Annotated in this window: 12 protein-coding genes; 3 read left to right on the top strand and 9 right to left on the bottom strand. The window is 65.6% G+C overall.

Annotated features, from left to right (window positions below; all coding sequences use genetic code 11):
• Positions 1–738, top strand: a 738-nt coding sequence (locus tag QZ609_RS01985) for an enoyl-CoA hydratase/isomerase family protein (protein WP_295490319.1), incomplete at its 5' end; no start/stop codon positions are given.
• A gap of 159 nt (positions 739–897) precedes the next feature.
• On the opposite strand, the gene QZ609_RS01980 is transcribed toward QZ609_RS01985, so the two are convergent.
• Positions 898–1,632, bottom strand: a complete 735-nt coding sequence (locus QZ609_RS01980) for an SDR family oxidoreductase (protein WP_295490317.1) — start codon at positions 1,630–1,632, stop codon at positions 898–900.
• Between the two features lie 104 nt (positions 1,633–1,736).
• Here QZ609_RS01980 and QZ609_RS01975 point away from each other — a divergent pair, with 104 nt between their 5' ends.
• Both QZ609_RS01975 and QZ609_RS01970 read left to right on the top strand, forming a co-directional pair.
• The gene (locus tag QZ609_RS01975) at positions 1,737–2,648 is read left to right on the top strand and encodes a LysR family transcriptional regulator (RefSeq protein ID WP_295490315.1); all 912 of its coding nucleotides are present in this window, start codon (positions 1,737–1,739) and stop codon (positions 2,646–2,648) included.
• A gap of 193 nt (positions 2,649–2,841) precedes the next feature.
• A complete protein-coding gene (locus tag QZ609_RS01970; protein WP_295490312.1) occupies positions 2,842–3,504 on the top strand; it encodes a response regulator transcription factor in 663 nt (220 codons plus the stop codon).
• Positions 3,505–3,549: 45 nt separating this feature from the next.
• Here QZ609_RS01970 and QZ609_RS01965 read toward each other — a convergent pair whose 3' ends face one another.
• The 8 genes from QZ609_RS01965 to QZ609_RS01930 all read right to left on the bottom strand — a co-directional run bounded on the left by QZ609_RS01965 (position 3,550) and on the right by QZ609_RS01930 (position 14,460).
• Entirely contained in the window at positions 3,550–4,548 is a 999-nt protein-coding gene (locus tag QZ609_RS01965) for a substrate-binding domain-containing protein (protein WP_295490310.1), read from the bottom strand.
• Between the two features lie 181 nt (positions 4,549–4,729).
• Entirely contained in the window at positions 4,730–5,785 is a 1,056-nt protein-coding gene (locus QZ609_RS01960) for a substrate-binding domain-containing protein (protein ID WP_295490308.1), read from the bottom strand.
• A gap of 240 nt (positions 5,786–6,025) precedes the next feature.
• Positions 6,026–8,938, bottom strand: a complete 2,913-nt coding sequence (locus QZ609_RS01955; protein WP_295490306.1) for a TonB-dependent siderophore receptor — start codon at positions 8,936–8,938, stop codon at positions 6,026–6,028.
• A gap of 140 nt (positions 8,939–9,078) precedes the next feature.
• Positions 9,079–10,251: a substrate-binding domain-containing protein gene (locus QZ609_RS01950; RefSeq protein ID WP_295490304.1), complete on the bottom strand. Its 1,173-nt coding sequence runs from the start codon at positions 10,249–10,251 to the stop codon at positions 9,079–9,081.
• Positions 10,252–10,302: 51 nt separating this feature from the next.
• Entirely contained in the window at positions 10,303–11,778 is a 1,476-nt protein-coding gene (locus tag QZ609_RS01945) for a substrate-binding domain-containing protein (protein ID WP_295490302.1), read from the bottom strand.
• Positions 11,775–12,695 carry a hypothetical protein gene (locus QZ609_RS01940; protein ID WP_295490299.1) on the bottom strand — a complete coding sequence of 307 codons (921 nt, stop codon included), beginning with the start codon at positions 12,693–12,695 and terminating at the stop codon, positions 11,775–11,777. The genes QZ609_RS01945 and QZ609_RS01940 overlap by 4 nt, the downstream gene beginning before the upstream one ends.
• A gap of 53 nt (positions 12,696–12,748) precedes the next feature.
• Positions 12,749–13,624 (bottom strand): ABC transporter permease, encoded by an 876-nt coding sequence (locus tag QZ609_RS01935; RefSeq protein WP_295490297.1) that lies wholly within the window; start codon positions 13,622–13,624, stop codon positions 12,749–12,751.
• Positions 13,621–14,460, bottom strand: a complete 840-nt coding sequence (locus tag QZ609_RS01930; protein ID WP_295490295.1) for an ABC transporter ATP-binding protein — start codon at positions 14,458–14,460, stop codon at positions 13,621–13,623. The genes QZ609_RS01935 and QZ609_RS01930 overlap by 4 nt, the downstream gene beginning before the upstream one ends.
• Positions 14,461–14,462 lie beyond the last annotated feature (2 nt).

The following is a 14,462-nucleotide window of genomic DNA, read 5'->3' as shown; positions in this document are numbered from 1 at the left end:
GTGACCGAGCGCACGAAGATGGCGATGCCGGAAACGCGCATCGGCTTTCTGCCCGACGTGGGCGCGACGCGCTTCCTGAGCGTGATGTCGCCGGAGCTGGAGCTGTATGTCGGGCTGACCGGCGTGACGCTGTCCGGCGCCGACGCGCTGCATTGCCACCTGGCGGACCTGTGCGTGCCGGCCGAATGGCTTGGGTCGTTCGAAGAGCGGCTGCAGCGCATGCCGCACGACGGCGATCTGACGCAAGCGCTGCGGCGGGTGTTCGAGCCGCCTTGCAACATCGTCCCGCATGCCGCACTGGCGCTGCAGGCGTCGTTTATCCTTCGCTATTTCGACGCCCGCTCCACCATCGATAGGATCGTGGCGACGCTGCGTGAGAGCCTGGAACGTGATCCGTCGCGCGAAGTCCGGCAGTGGCTGCAGGCCACGCTCGACGCCATGACCACGCATTCGCCGACGATGCTGCATGTCACGCGCGAGGCGTTGTTGCGCGGCCGGCAGATGACGCTGGCCGAGTGCTTCCAGATGGAGCTGGGCATCGTGGCGCGCGCCATCGAGGAGGGCGACTTCTGCGAGGGCGTGCGTGCACACCTGGTCGACAAGGATCATCGCCCGGGCTGGGCGCCGGCCACGCTGCGCGAAGTGCGCCCCGAGCGCGTACGGCACTTCCTCTCGTCGCCGTGGCGCAGCGATGCGCACCCGCTGGCCGATCTGGGTGTGGAGTCGTGCGCCATCTAGGTTGACCTTGGCGGATCAGACGCTGTGCAACCTCCGCCGGCATCCGGTGCCAGCGGAGAGCGCCTTGACCGGCCGGGTCTCCGGATCAAGCGCGCGATCACGGCGAAGATCACCGCCGATCTTCAGAAGAGGTCGCGCAGCCCGGGCACGGTACCCGCGTCAAACGAAGCGGCCGCCACCATCGATATGCAGGATTTCGGCATTGATGTAGCGGTTGCCCAGCAGAAAGGCGATGGCCTCGCCGAGTTCCTCGGCGCGTCCGATACGGCCGCCGGGCAAGGCCGCGGCAGCTTGCGCAAGGACCGCGGCGCGATTCTCCGGACCGAACGTATCGAACAGCGGCGTGTCGACAAAGCCTGGCGAGATGACGTTCACGCGAATCGGCTTGAGCTCGAGCGCAAGCGATCGGGCGAGCGCTTCGACGCCGCGTACCGCTGCGGCAATCACTGACGTCCCATGGCCCGACGGGCGGTCGGACAACTGCCCGCCGGTCAACACGATCGAGGCCGTCGGCGGCATCAGCGGCAGCGCGGCCCGGATCGCATAAACCGGCCCCGCGATCCGCTCGCGCATGGCGTCGAGCAGCTGGTCGGGATCGGTATCGGCCAGCTTGCCGGCGGTAAAGCTGCCGGCGGTGATCACGAGGTGGTCGACGCGGGTCATGGGGCGGAACACCGCTTCGACGGCCTCCCTGCTTGCAATGTCGGCGACCGCCGTGCGCGCGCCGCCGATTGACTGGGCAGCGGTTTCGAGCTTCGTCTGCGACCGGCCAACTAGGGTGATGTCGGCGCCGCTCGCCTTGGCAGCTGCGGCTGCCGCGAGGCCGATCCCAGAGCTGCCGCCAAACACGACGACATGGGTGCCGTGCAGGAGGGATTTCGATGCAATGTTCATGGCGTTGTCTCTTCAAAGGCGTGCAAGTCGCCGAACCTTAAGTCATTCTGTCTGGCAATGGAACGTGTGAAAATCGCATATGACCCATGCCAGGGAGGAATGACTTGGATTCGCTTCAATCGATGCGGCTGTTTGCGCGCGCGGTCGAGCTGGGCAGCTTTTCATCGGTGGCCCGCGAGGAGAACATCAGCCAACCGACCATGAGCAAGGTCATCGCCGCGCTGGAGAAAGACCTGGGCGTCCGCCTGCTTGAACGGACGACGACCAGCCTCACCCCGACCGACGAAGGCAAACGGTTTTACGAGCGCTGCAAGCGGGTGATCGAGGAATACGCCGATGCCGTGGCGGACGTGCGGGGGCAGACGCAGCGGCCGGTCGGCGCGTTGGTCGTCAATGCGCCGCTGGGGCTGGGCGAGCTGCGCCTGAACCGGCTCGTGCTCGCGTTTCTGGCGCAATACCCCGAGATCGAAGTCCAACTGCACCTGACCGATCGCGTGGTCGATCTGGTCGAGGAGGGCGTCGACGTGGCCGTCCGCATCGGGAATATGCTTCCGCCCAATGTCGTCGCGCGCAAGATCGCCTGGTCCCCTCGTGTCTTGGTGGCGACGCCGGAATACATCCAGCGGACCCCCAGGATCCGCCGGCCGGAAGACTTGCTCAAGCATGAATACCTGCGTTATGCCCGCGCCAGCATCGGCCCGGAGCTGGCGTTGAGCAACGGTGCCGAAACGGTCGTCGTGTCCACGCGAGGCCGCTACCGCGTCGACAGCTCGCTGGCGTTGCGCGAATGCTTTCTCGAAGGGATCGGCCTGGGCAGCGCCCCCGCCTGGCTGGTTCAAGACTTGATCGACGCCGGCCGGCTGGTTCGGCTGCTCCCCAAGTGGGAAATGGCACCCCATGACGTGCATCTCGTGTCGCCGTCGCGCCGGTTCCAGCCGCTGCGTACGCGCGCGTTCCTGCAGTTCATGGCCGAACGCATTCCCGAGCTGCCGGGGCTTCACGCACCGGGGGCGTAGCTCGCGCGGATCCGTTGGGCGACGTGCATCCGCACCTGTCAGTGGCACACAACCAACCGGCCGATTTTCCCTCTAAGTAACAGACCCGATTGCATTTGCACGCCAAGTCTTCATCATCGGTGGATTCGGTTTTGTTCTCTGCTTGCACCAAGCGTGAGCGATCGAACAGGTCTCGTGTCGATGAGGGTGTTGTATGAAGGCATTGATTGTTGAGGACCAGGATCGGTTGGGCCGGTTCCTCCAGCAAGGACTGACGGAATGCTCGTACACGGTCACGTTGGCCCGGACTTGCGCAGCCGCGACCGACGCACTGGTGGAAACCTCCTACGACGTCATCATCCTGGACCTGGGGCTGCCGGACGGCGACGGGCTCGACCTGCTGCGCCGCTGGCGCCAGGGCGGCTTCAAGGAGCCCGTGCTGATCCTGAGCGCACGTGACGGTGTGCAGGACCGCGTCAAGGGCCTGGACATCGGCGCAGACGATTACCTCCCCAAACCGTTCAGCCTGGAAGAACTGCTGGCGCGCGTGCGCTCTCTGGTGCGGCGCCATTCGGCCGTCAAGCAGGTGGTGCTCGAACATGCCGGCATCTGCCTCGACCTGCTCAGCCACACCGTCACCGTCAACGGGCAGGCGGTTGACCTGACCAGCCGCGAATACGCGCTGCTCGAAGTGTTCATGCAGAACCAGGGGCGCATCCTGCCGCGCACGCTGATCTCAGAGAAGATCTGGTCAGCGCACTATGACGTCGATACCAACCTGCTCGACGTCTATATGAGCCGCCTGCGTGCCAAGCTTGAAGTACCGGGCAAGCCGCTTTTCAAGACAGTGCGCGGCGTCGGCTACCAGCTTCTTTGACGCGCGGAAGGGGCCACATCGCCCCAGCAGGCGATGCGGGCAATGTCACTTCAACGTCGACAGGCGCTGAAGTGCCTCCGCGCACTCGCGTGCATTGAGCGGCAGGTATCCGAGCGGCTCATCGGCAATCTCCCGCTGGCCTTCGTACGACAGCACGAGGCGCATGTACTCCCTGGCCACGGGGTCGATCCGCCCCTGGCTGTCGGTGCGCAGATAGATCAGGAGGTGCCGATCCAACGGGTAGCGGTTGGCCATGATGTCTTCCTGCGTGCCGGCCGACGGCGCGTCGCCATTGCGCTCCGACAGCGGCACCACCCTCACATCGGGAACCCCTCGATTCATCGCAGCAAAACCGATGGCGAGCGGATCTGCGGCAACGCACGCCACCGCCTCCCGCGATTGCGGGAAGCCGGCGAACCCCTCCGCGAAAGGCCGACCGCCAAGACGGCGCTGCATGAAACGCCCGAGCGCCGTTGACGGTGCCAAGCCGCACAGATGGATCGGACGGGATGCCCACTCGCCGCCCAGACCGAGCTGCCCCCACGTGGCAATGCCGTCGGGTGCCGCCACCAATACCCGCGCAACCTGTTCCATGCTGATCCGCGCCAGCGGATTGCGCCGATGCACGAAGATGGCCAGTGGCGCAGACAGGGCAGCAGGATTCAAGGAGTCATGGGCCACCCGAAACAGGATCGGGGCCGTCCCGGTGAGACGGGCGTAGTCGATGCGCTCGGCGTCTGAAAACTCCGCGCCCATCGGCGCAAGAAGTGATGTGCCCTGGGCCAGCGCGTCCGGCGCGGTGCGGGTGCCCTTGAGGATCAGTTCGAATCTGAACTCGGGGTGGGCGCGCTGGAAAAGCGCGTTGATCCTGGCCAGGATGCCGCGCATGTCGTTGTAGCCGACGATGCGTATCGCGCCATCGGCGTTCTGGTAGGGCACGCCGGTGGGAACCGCAAGCGGCGCAGGTTCGAAATGCGGCAAGCGATCATTGACCGCGGGCGGCCATTCCGACGGCATGGCCGGGATGCCCACGGCAATCAGCACGGCACCGAGGGCTGCTGCAATCCAGCCTCTCCTGAGGGATCGCCGGATCGTGCACGCGGGTCTCATGCGTTTCTCGCCGAGGTTGGTGTGTTCGCCGCTCCGCGCTGATGCTCGGACGGTCCGCCTGCGGAGCCTGTGCAGCGTGTGCTGAATAGGTTCCGCAGGCGACATGGGCGGTGCGTCAGTCCAGCTTCTTCAATTCCTCCTTCACGACCTCCGGCAGCAGCGGGATGAACACACGCTCGTCCGCTACCACCTGCTGGCCTTCCTGGCTCAGCACCAGCTTGAGGAACTCCTTGACCTTGGGCGGCAGTGGCTTGCCCGGCGCCTTGTTCACGTAGATATAGACGTAGCGGCTGAACGGATACTTGTGCGCATAGACGCTCTCGACCGTCGGCGCGTAGCACGTGCCGCCTTGCGTTGATGCGAGCTTGACGACCTTGACGTTGGGGGTGACGTTGGCCAGCAGCGCATAGGTCAGGCCACCCGGATGCGTCGCCATGTCTTCCGCCGCCACGGTAAAGGCGTGCGTGAAGCCCTTGCCCTTGACGAACTGGATGTTGTCCTTGTACTCGCCGTCGTTCATCGCCACGGCCTTGAAGTATTGCTCGATGCCGTTGACTGGCTTCAGCCCGTACAGGTGGATCGGGCGACTCGCCCACTCACCCGTGGCGCCGACATCGCCCCAGTTGTTCACCTCTTTGTAGCCGAGCTTGCGCGTCTTGGAATAGATGGCATCGAGCTGGGGCAGGCTCAGGCAGTCGATCGGGTTGTCCTTGTCCACCAGGATCACGCTGGCGGCGGTCTTGCCCAGTGAGCCGACGCTGCCGGTGGCCACCTTGATCTCGAGCGGCTCATAGCCGTACTTGTCAATGAAGGCCTTGCGCTCGGCGGGGAACATCTCGCGGCCGACCGGCGCCAACTGGCCCTTGCCCGACACGAGGCCCGGCCCGCCCGCGCCGGAGGCGCGCAGGTCCAGCGTGAGCGACAGGCGCGGATACTGCTTGCGATAAAGCTTGGTCCACCCCAGCACGATCTCGTCCATGATGTCGGCGCCGACGATGTTCAGCTCCTCCTCGGGCTCGCTGGCGACCGGGCCCGGATTCCACTTCGGAATCGACGGATCGGCCTTCAGCGCGTGCTCCGGCTCGGCGTACTTCAGCGCGTGTCCGGGTACCGTCCACAGCGCACAGACTGCCGTGGCGATACCGGCGGTCAGCTTGAGCGTCCTTCTCATGGTTGTCTCCTTGTATAAATGTCGATGCTCACCAGCGGCGTTAGAAACGCTATCAAAATGATTCTGGCGGTCCGGCGGCGCCTTGCCGTACTGCCTGTACTGTCTGCGGCGCCGCCAAACCATCAGAACCGCTTCGCTTCATTTTGATAGCGTTTCTTACTCCCTCTACCTTATGCGTGCCAGCCGAACGCAGGCTGAACAGCGCCTGAAGATTCGTTCAGGATCGCGCGCGGCGTGCGCTCAGAGGTCGAACTTGACGTTGAACTTGATGCTGCGGTCCATGCCGATGCCATAGGTGCCGGTCGTGACGGAGTTCCAGTAGCGCTTGTTGGCAAGGTTGTCGATCGCGAGTTGGAACGTCGTCCGGCGCCCCTGGATGCGGGTGCTGTAGCTGACCCCCGCATTGAAGAGGGCATAGCCCGGGATATAGCCCTGGTCCTGCGCATTGACCGGCCGCTTCGAGATCAGCGCGACGCCGCCCCGGAGCGTGAGGCCGGGCACTGCGGCGGGGCTGTATGACACGCCGAGGTTGCCGTTCCAGTCTGGAGTGTTCTCCGGCACCCGGCCGTCGATCAGGGGCTGCCTTGGCGAGTCTTGCCGCGCTTTCAGATAGAGGACTGCGGCGTGGACCCGCCAGCTGCGATTGATCTCGTAAGTCCCCGTCGCCTCGACACCTTTGTAGGTCAGGTCGCCGCTGTAGCCGAAGATGTTGGTGACCGGATCGGTCACCGCATTGCCCCGTACGATTTCAAAGTAGGACGCGCTGACCGAGAGCCCCTTGAAGTACGAATCGCGGATGCCGATCTCCTTCTGCTTGGAGACGGCCGGCGCCAGGACGACGTTCGCGTTCGCGGCGTTCGCGGGCGCGGTGCCGCCGGCCTCGAGGCCCTCCATATAGCTGGCGAACAGCGTGGTGGTCGGCAGCACGTCGTACAGCACGCCGTAGGCGGGCGACAGCACGTGATTCTTGGACCGGACGGCACCGACGTCCTCGATGTCATGCACCGTGCGCACTCCCAGCAGCAGCTTCAGACGCTTGGTGAGCGCGACCGTGTCGTAGGTGTACAAGGCCTCGTCGGTGCTGGTCTGCGGCGGGTTCGACGTGCCGGGCTTGGTGTAGACGGGCGGGTTGAGCACGATCGGGTCGAAGATGTTCTGCCGCTGCGGCAGCGTGATGTTCTGCACATCCGTGGCCAGCGAGTAGCGCGACGTTCTCGATGCACCGATGGTGAGGTCGTGGGCCAACGGCCCCGTGGTGAAGTGCCCCAGCACCTCGGTACGGAAGAAGACGTTGCGGTACTCGTTGGTGACCGGTTGCACGTTCACCAGGCCATTGGCGCCGGTATTCAGGTCATAGCCCGAGATGCGCACGGTCGTGCGGTGGCGGTGCGAGCTCGAATAGCCGACCTGGGTGAAGACCTTCCAGTCGTCCGTCATCTGGTAATCGGCGCGGCCTTGCCAGTTGAAGGTCTCCGGGGTGTAGAGATCCCATCGGCCGGAGAGCAGGTTCCTCGGGTCCGGTACCCGCGTGATCGGTACGACGCCGTTGACGGCCGGCTTGAGCGAGATGCCTGCCTGCTCGGGTACCTCGCGACGGTAGTACTCGAAGTCGCTCTGGAAGGTGAGCCGCGAGGTGGCGCGCAGGTCCAGGCCGAGGCTGACGAACTCGCCATTGCCACCGAGGCCGCGCACGCCATTCTCGAAATGGGTGGCCGATGCGTTCAGGCGCACGCCAAGCTGCTTCTGCGGGCCGTACCGCCGGCCGATGTCGATGCTGGCGCCGTACTGGCCGAACGAATTGCCGGCCAGGCCCACCGTGGTGACATCGCGCTCGCCCGCGCGCTTGGTGACGAAGTTGATGATGCCCGCCGGGCTGGCAATGCCGAACATCAGCGCATTCGCCCCCTTGAGTGTTTCGATGCGCTCCTTGTTCTCGATCGGGTTCGTGATGACGCCGGTGACCGGCAGGCCTCCGTCCAGGCGGTAGTTCGAGAACAGGTTGAGCTTGATGCCGCGGATGGCGAACGCATCGTTGGCGCTGCCCGCCGAGTTGGTCGACACCACGCCGGCCACGTTCTTGATGGCCTCTGAATAGCCTTCCTGGGTCTGGCTCAGCGCTTGGCCGGAGGAGACTTCCTTCGTCATCGGCAGGCTTTGCTCGTTGGCGAGTTCGGGCTTGTTGTACTCCCTCATGGCGTCGTTGCGCTCGGCCGTGCGCGTGGCCGGATACGGGCCGTCAAGTCTGTCAGCGGCAGGGATGCGCTCGCGCACGGCAGCGGCGATCCGTTCGGCCTGCTTCCGGAGATCCTCGGGATCCGTGCGGGCGGAGTACGGGAAGACGACGGCCAGCACGCCGATCGTGGTGCCCGACGCGTCCGCGACTGGCATCTTCCATTCGTAGCGGGCGCCACGGGCATCGGCTGCGCCGTGGGGCTTTCCGCTTTCAATGACCGCGAGGTCACCGGCCTCAGCCGGTTTGCCGAATCGGCCCACGTTGGAAGCGACGATGGGATAGTCGCCCGCCGTCTTTGGCGTGCGCGCATGCAGCGCCAGGACCTCCACCTCCGGATGCTGCGCCAACGTGTCGTCGATCAGGAACTGCGCGTAAGTCTGGGTGGAGATGCGCTCGTCGAGCTGGGTCGGTGCGCTCAGGCTCTCCGGATCGAGGATGCGGCGGCTCAACGCGTTGCGATACTGCGCCGCCTGCCGGATCAGCGCGTCTTCGTCCGTGCCGGCCACGTAGGGGAAGGTGAGCTTCACGGTGCCGATGGGCCGCCGGAAGATGTCGAACAGCGGCAGCGCGACTTCGGCGTTCAGGTCGCCCTTGCGATTGATCTCGGTCCTGGCTTGCCCCGTGCGGAAGACGGCAACGTCCTCGGCGCTGGAGGGTGTTCCCACGAGTTCCGGCGTTTTCGACGCCACGATGGTGCTTTGCGACGCGCCCGGCGGCGTCGTGTGCAGATCGATGCCGGCCAGTTGCGGATGCAGCCGCGCAAAGCTGTCCACCAGATACTGCGCGTAAGTATAGGAACCACCTTTGCGATCGACCTGGCTGTCCTGCGCGCTGGACGCCTGCGCGTCCGCCGCCTGCGCCCGCACCAGCGGGAACGCCAACAGGATGGCCAGGGCCAGGGTTGTCTTGGCCAGCTTCATCGTTGTCTCCTCCTTCTTTTTTGCCCGGCCTGTCATTTCGGCCTGGTGCATCAGGGTGCCGCTTGATCGATGCCGCGTTTCTCCACACCCCTAACGTTGACGGCGCGGCACCGGTCTGCGTCTGCAAGCAAGCGACACCATCAATGGCTGTGCTCGCCAAGCTGTGCGCGGGCGGTTGCCGCTTGCGACGCCCGCAGCGGTACGTAGCGCGCGTGGTCGAGCACCACCTGTTGTCCTTCCCGGCTCAGGACGAATTTCAGGAACTCCTCCAGGGCCGGATTCAGTGGCTTGTCCGGTGCCTTGTTCGTGTTGAAGTAGATCAGCCGGCTCAGCGGGTAGGTCGCGAGGGCGACGTTATCGTAGGTCGGTGCCTGCGGGGCATCGCCTTCCTTCTCGACAAGCGGTACGAGCTTGACGGGGGCATCCGTATAGGCCATGCCCGAGTAACCGATGCTGTACCGGTCCGCGGCGATGTCCTTGGCCATCGGGAACACGACCTTCTCGAACTTGATGCCGTCGCGCCATTCGCCGCGCTTGCCGTCTGCGCTGAGCACGCGCTGCCGCACGAACTCCTCGAAGCCGTTCCAGGGGCGAATGCCGACCAGGTTGATCGGCTTGTCGGCCCATTCGCCGGTCAGGCCGAGGTCGCCCCATTTGGTGATGGCAGCACCCCCACGCGCATGCGTGGACGAATACATCTGGTCGAGCTGCTTGAAGGTGAGCTGCTCGATCGGGTTGTCCTTGTTGACGAAGAAGGCGACGGTGTCCAGCGCCCCGAAGTGCCGGTAGGACCCGCCCGAGATCGGCACGCTCAGCGGGGCGTAGCCGAACTTGGTCTTGAACTTGCTGATGTCGTCGGGCTTCAGCTCGCGCGAGACGAAGACGAAGTCCAGGTCGCCCTTGACCAGTTCGATTGCGCCCAGGCTGCCGGCATACGGCGGCGAGATCGACAGCTGGACATCCGGGTAGTAGGTCTTGAACTTCTCCATCCACTTCTGGGCCAGGACCACGAGCACATCGGAGGCGGCGCCTTTGAAGGTGCCGCTGATCTTGATGTCGCGCCGCGGCTGGTAGGCCGGAAGCTGCGTGTCCAGCATCGGTTGCAGGATTTCGGGCGACGGCAGCTCGCGCCCCTTCTCCTGGCCTTCCTTCGCCTGCGCCTCGGTCTGCGGTTTGTTCGATGCCGTTGCGGGGGTGACCCACGTCAGCATCGGCGTCATGGCTTTCGGCGCCTGTGCATGGGCGGGCACGAGCGCGGCGAGCGCTGCGGCTGCGGCCAATGCTGTCATTGCGGTCTTGATGGACCTCTTCATGGTCTTGGTCTCCTGATGTTGTTCTTGGAATGTGCGTGTCGGCCTGACGGCTCATTCGAGCTTGGTGAGTTCCTCTTTCACTTCATCGGCCGTCAATGGGTAGTACCCGGAATACAGGATGGGCTCCTGGCCCTGCCGACTGAGCACGTAGCGCAGGAACGCCTTGATCGGCGCCGGCAGCGGCTCGCCCGGGTTGCGTCGCAGGCGGATGTACATGTAGCGGGTGAGCGGGTAGCGGCCACTCGATGCCGTCTCATGGGTGCCGATGACGGCTGGGCTGCCAGCATCGCGGGCGACCGGCACCGGCTTGAGCCCCGGCCCGCCGTCCTCAAAGCCGCCGAAGCCCATTGCTGCCGGGTTGGCCGCGATGGCCTTGGCGGTGTCAACCACGGAGCCCTCGTGCGTGGTCGTGTTCCACGCGCCGCCGCGCAGCACCATCGTCTGCATCGACATGGCGTTGGGCGTGACCAGCGGCGGCACGTCGAGCTCGATCGGGCGGTCGGCCCATTCGCCGGTGAGACCGAGCTGGCCCCAGCGGGTGATGGTCGGCGCGCGGCCGAAGATGGCCGCCAGTTGCTGCACAGTGATGCGCTCGATCGGGTTGCGTGCGTTGACGAACACCGCCTGCGCGGTGGTGCGTTGCTGGGTGTTGAACCCGCCCCGTGCCACGCGGATCTCGATTGGCTCGCGGCCCGCGTTCAGGTTGGCGTATGCCGCTGCCTCGTCGGGCCAGAGCTCGCGGCCCATGGGTGCCAGATCGGTCTCGCCGGCCATCAGCGCGTGGAAGCCGTTCAGCGTGCCGAGATGCTCCCACCGATCACCTTTGCGGACCCCGGGTTGCAGCGCGCGGAAGTCGTGCATCCAGCGCTCCATCAGCGACTTCATGCCGTCGCTGCCCACGCTGCGGATATCCCCCTGCAGCGGGGCGCCCGCCGTGTAGCGCGGTAGTGCCGGATCAAGCGCTGCCCGGTACCCGTCGAGCTTGGGCAACTCCAGCGCCGCTTCGCCCGGCGGCAGCGGAACGAAGCCCGCCTGGTGGGAGGCCACGTCTTGCCCGCTCGGGCTCAGCGCGAAGCGGACGAACTCCAGCACAGCGGGTGGCACTGGCGAGTCCGGCCGCTTGTTGAACGCGAGGAAGACAGGCTTGCCATCGCGCAGCGCCACCCGCACGAGCACCGGCGCCTTCATCATGTCGCCGGCGAACTGATGCGCATAGGGGGCGACCTCGGCCGGCAACGGCGGACGGGACATCGGCGCCACGTCTGCCAGCTCGAACATCAACGCGCCGATGGCGGCCTCGTCCCCCACATGCCGCCAGCGTGGGCCACGGGCGATATCGGGCCGCTGCTGGTGCAGCGCTTGCATCCAGGCATCCATGAGTGGGCCCATGGCGCCGTTGCCAACGCTGGACAGCGTCGCGGGTTCGGCGCCTGGCTGTGCGGCTTCGGCCAGCGCATTGCAGCCGACGCCAACCAGCAGCGCAACCAGCAGCAGCGGACCCATCGCGCCACGGCAAGTCGGCATCATGGGTCGATCTCCTCAAGGGCCGGCGTTGCGGCAATGCTGGCCTGGAGTTCGTCGCGCAGCGCGACGGCATGCGCCACCAGCGCTTTGGCATCCTTGGCACCGCCATAGGCGTAACCGACGTTCATGGTGCCGATGGCGATGCCGCTGCGGTCGCGGATGGGCAGGTCCACGCCAAAGCGCTTGCCGTTGGAATAGACGCCGGTGATGGGCGCGCGGGCGTCGAGCACCTTGGCGTCGTCGGCATCCGCCTTCTTGCCGTGACGCCCGAAGGTCGAGCCCAGCAGCACCAGCTCGTTCTTCGGCTGCACCCGCACGCGCAGCGCCAGCACCGTCACCTCGGGATGCCGCTGCAGCGCCTCCTCCACCAGCGTCTGCGCGCGCGACTTGGTGGTCACCAGCGGGGAGTAGGGGTACGGGTCCATCAGGTTGGCGAGGTTGAGGATGCGCCGCGCCAGGGCGTCGCGGATGGTGCCGGCGATGCGTTCGAACTCGTCGTGGTTGCCGCCGACCGGGTAGCGCCAGACCAGGCCGAGCGCGCCGATCGTCTGGCCGCCGACATCGTGCAGCGGCAGTTCGACCTCGATGCGCTTGTTGCCGCGGTCCATGGCAATGCGCGTCTTGCCGGTGGAGATCACGTCCAGGTCATCGTTGTCGGCAGGCTTGCCGATGCGGCCGATGCTCGAGGCGATGACCACGTTGTCGGCCGCGTTGGGCGGCGTCACGTGCAGCATGACCGCGCGCAGGTCGGGATGCTGCGCGACGGTGCGGTCGACCAGCTCCTGCGCGTAGATCTTCACTGGTAGCGGGGCGCCTGCCTGCGCGTGCACGGCCGAGGCGGCGAGTATCGCCACGGCGGCAAAGGCGCATCTCGGCAGCCACGCCGCCAGTGCTCGGGGGCCTTTTCTGTCGATCATCATGGTCGATTCCTGCGGTGGGCGCGGGGTCGCACGCGGGATCATGCGGATTGGGCTCACTGCGTGTCCTGCAGCGGCGCTGGACGCCACTTGGCCAGCCGCATCTCGACCAGCGTCATCAGGTACTCCGCCGCCAGCGCGACGACCATGATGATGACGATGGCCGCGTACATGCCGGCCGCATCGAACGAGCCTTTCGCGATGTTGATCAGCAGGCCGATGCCGAAGCGCGCGCCCACGAACTCGCCGACGATGGCGCCGACGATGGCAAAGCCGAAGCTCACGTGCAGCGACGCAAAGATCCAGCTCATGGCCGACGGGATCACCACCGAGCGCGTCAGCTGCCAACCGCGCGCGCCAAGGATCTGCGCATTGGCCAGCAAGTTGCGGTCGGCCTCGCGCACGCCCTGGAAGGCGTTGGCAAACACCACGAAGAACACCATCACGAAGGACAGCGCCACCTTGGAGGTCAGCCCCAGCCCGAAGATCATGATGAAGATGGGCGCCAGCACCACACGCGGCACCGAGTTGATCACCTTGATGTAGACCGAGAAGATGTCGGACAGCATGCGGTTGCGCCCCAGCGCGATGCCCGCGATGATGCCGGCCACCGCGCCGGTGATGAAGCCCAGCATCGACTCCTCCATGGTCACCCACAGGTGGTACCACAGCGGGCCGTCGGACGTGCCTTCGGTCAGCCAGGTGTAGAGGCGCGAGAGGATGTCCGATGGCTTGGAGAAGAAGAACTCGTCGATCAGCTTCGTGCGGACCAGCACCTCCCAGCCGCCCAGGAAGACGATGAGAATGAAGTAGCGCCAGAAGTAGACCGTCTGCCTGCGGCGCTTGGCGCTGTGCGCGGCGGCGGCTTCGATCTCCGCCGCAGATGGAACAGAGATGCCAACCGGGGGCTTGAGGGTGACTTGATTGTTCATGCTGCAGCCTCCGCAACGCGGGTTTCCTCTTGCGAGGCGCCGCGCTGCACTTCTTCGCGCAGGTCATTCCAGATGGTGCGCGAGATATCGATGAATTTCTCGTCGTAGCGGATCTCGCTGGCGACGCGCGGGCGCGGAATGTCGATCGTGTAGACCGACTTGACCGTGGCCGGACCGGACGTCAGCACGTACACCTTGTCCGCCAGGGTGATGGCTTCCTCAAGGTCATGCGTGACGAACACCACCGATGCCTTCGACTGTGACCACAGGCGCAACAGCTCGTCGTGCATGAGCACGCGGGTCTGCACGTCCAGCGCCGAGAAAGGCTCGTCCATCAGCAGGATCTGCGGGCCGTTGATGAAGGTCTGCGCCAGCGAGACGCGCTTGCGCATGCCGCCCGAGAGCTGGTGCGGGAACTTGGTCTCGTGCCCGGCGAGGTTCACGCGCGCCAGCCATTGGCGGGCGCTGGCATACGCTTCCTCCTTCGACACGCCGCGAAACAGCGGCCCGGCGACGACGTTGTCGATCACGCTGCGCCACGGAAAGAGCGCATCGGTCTGGAAGGCGAACCCGATACGACTGTCGATGTCGTTGATCGGGCCGCCAAACAGGCGCACCTCGCCGGCCGAGGGTTTGGCCAGGCCGGTGATGAGGTTCAGCGTGGTGGACTTGCCGCAGCCGGTCGGGCCGACAACGGCAACGAACTCGCCGCGTTCGACGGTCATCGTGAAATCCCGGATGGCCGTCATCGACTTGCCGTCGGGCGTCAGGAAGCGACGGCTGACGTTGATCAACTCGATGGCTGGCGTGGAGGTGGTTGCCGTTGTTGCGCCCATGA

It is taken from the genome of uncultured Ralstonia sp. (assembly GCA_913056305.1).
GTDB lineage: Bacteria > Pseudomonadota > Gammaproteobacteria > Burkholderiales > Burkholderiaceae > Ralstonia.
Note: the sequence above shows the minus strand (reverse complement) of the source record. Positions and strands in the feature narration are given on the sequence as shown.

Bases quoted from the DNA above. Each gene is read 5' to 3' on its own strand.
- QZ609_RS01980 (WP_295490317.1), bottom strand. From the start codon at position 1,632: ATGAACATTGCATCGAAATCCCTCCTGCACGGCACCCATGTCGTCGTG.
- QZ609_RS01970 (WP_295490312.1), top strand. From the start codon at position 2,842: ATGAAGGCATTGATTGTTGAGGACCAGGATCGGTTGGGCCGGTTCCTC.
- QZ609_RS01960 (WP_295490308.1), bottom strand. From the start codon at position 5,785: ATGAGAAGGACGCTCAAGCTGACCGCCGGTATCGCCACGGCAGTCTGT.
- QZ609_RS01955 (WP_295490306.1), bottom strand. From the start codon at position 8,938: ATGAAGCTGGCCAAGACAACCCTGGCCCTGGCCATCCTGTTGGCGTTC.
- QZ609_RS01950 (WP_295490304.1), bottom strand. From the start codon at position 10,251: ATGAAGAGGTCCATCAAGACCGCAATGACAGCATTGGCCGCAGCCGCA.
- QZ609_RS01945 (WP_295490302.1), bottom strand. From the start codon at position 11,778: ATGATGCCGACTTGCCGTGGCGCGATGGGTCCGCTGCTGCTGGTTGCG.
- QZ609_RS01940 (WP_295490299.1), bottom strand. From the start codon at position 12,695: ATGATGATCGACAGAAAAGGCCCCCGAGCACTGGCGGCGTGGCTGCCG.
- QZ609_RS01935 (WP_295490297.1), bottom strand. From the start codon at position 13,624: ATGAACAATCAAGTCACCCTCAAGCCCCCGGTTGGCATCTCTGTTCCA.
- QZ609_RS01930 (WP_295490295.1), bottom strand. From the start codon at position 14,460: ATGGGCGCAACAACGGCAACCACCTCCACGCCAGCCATCGAGTTGATC.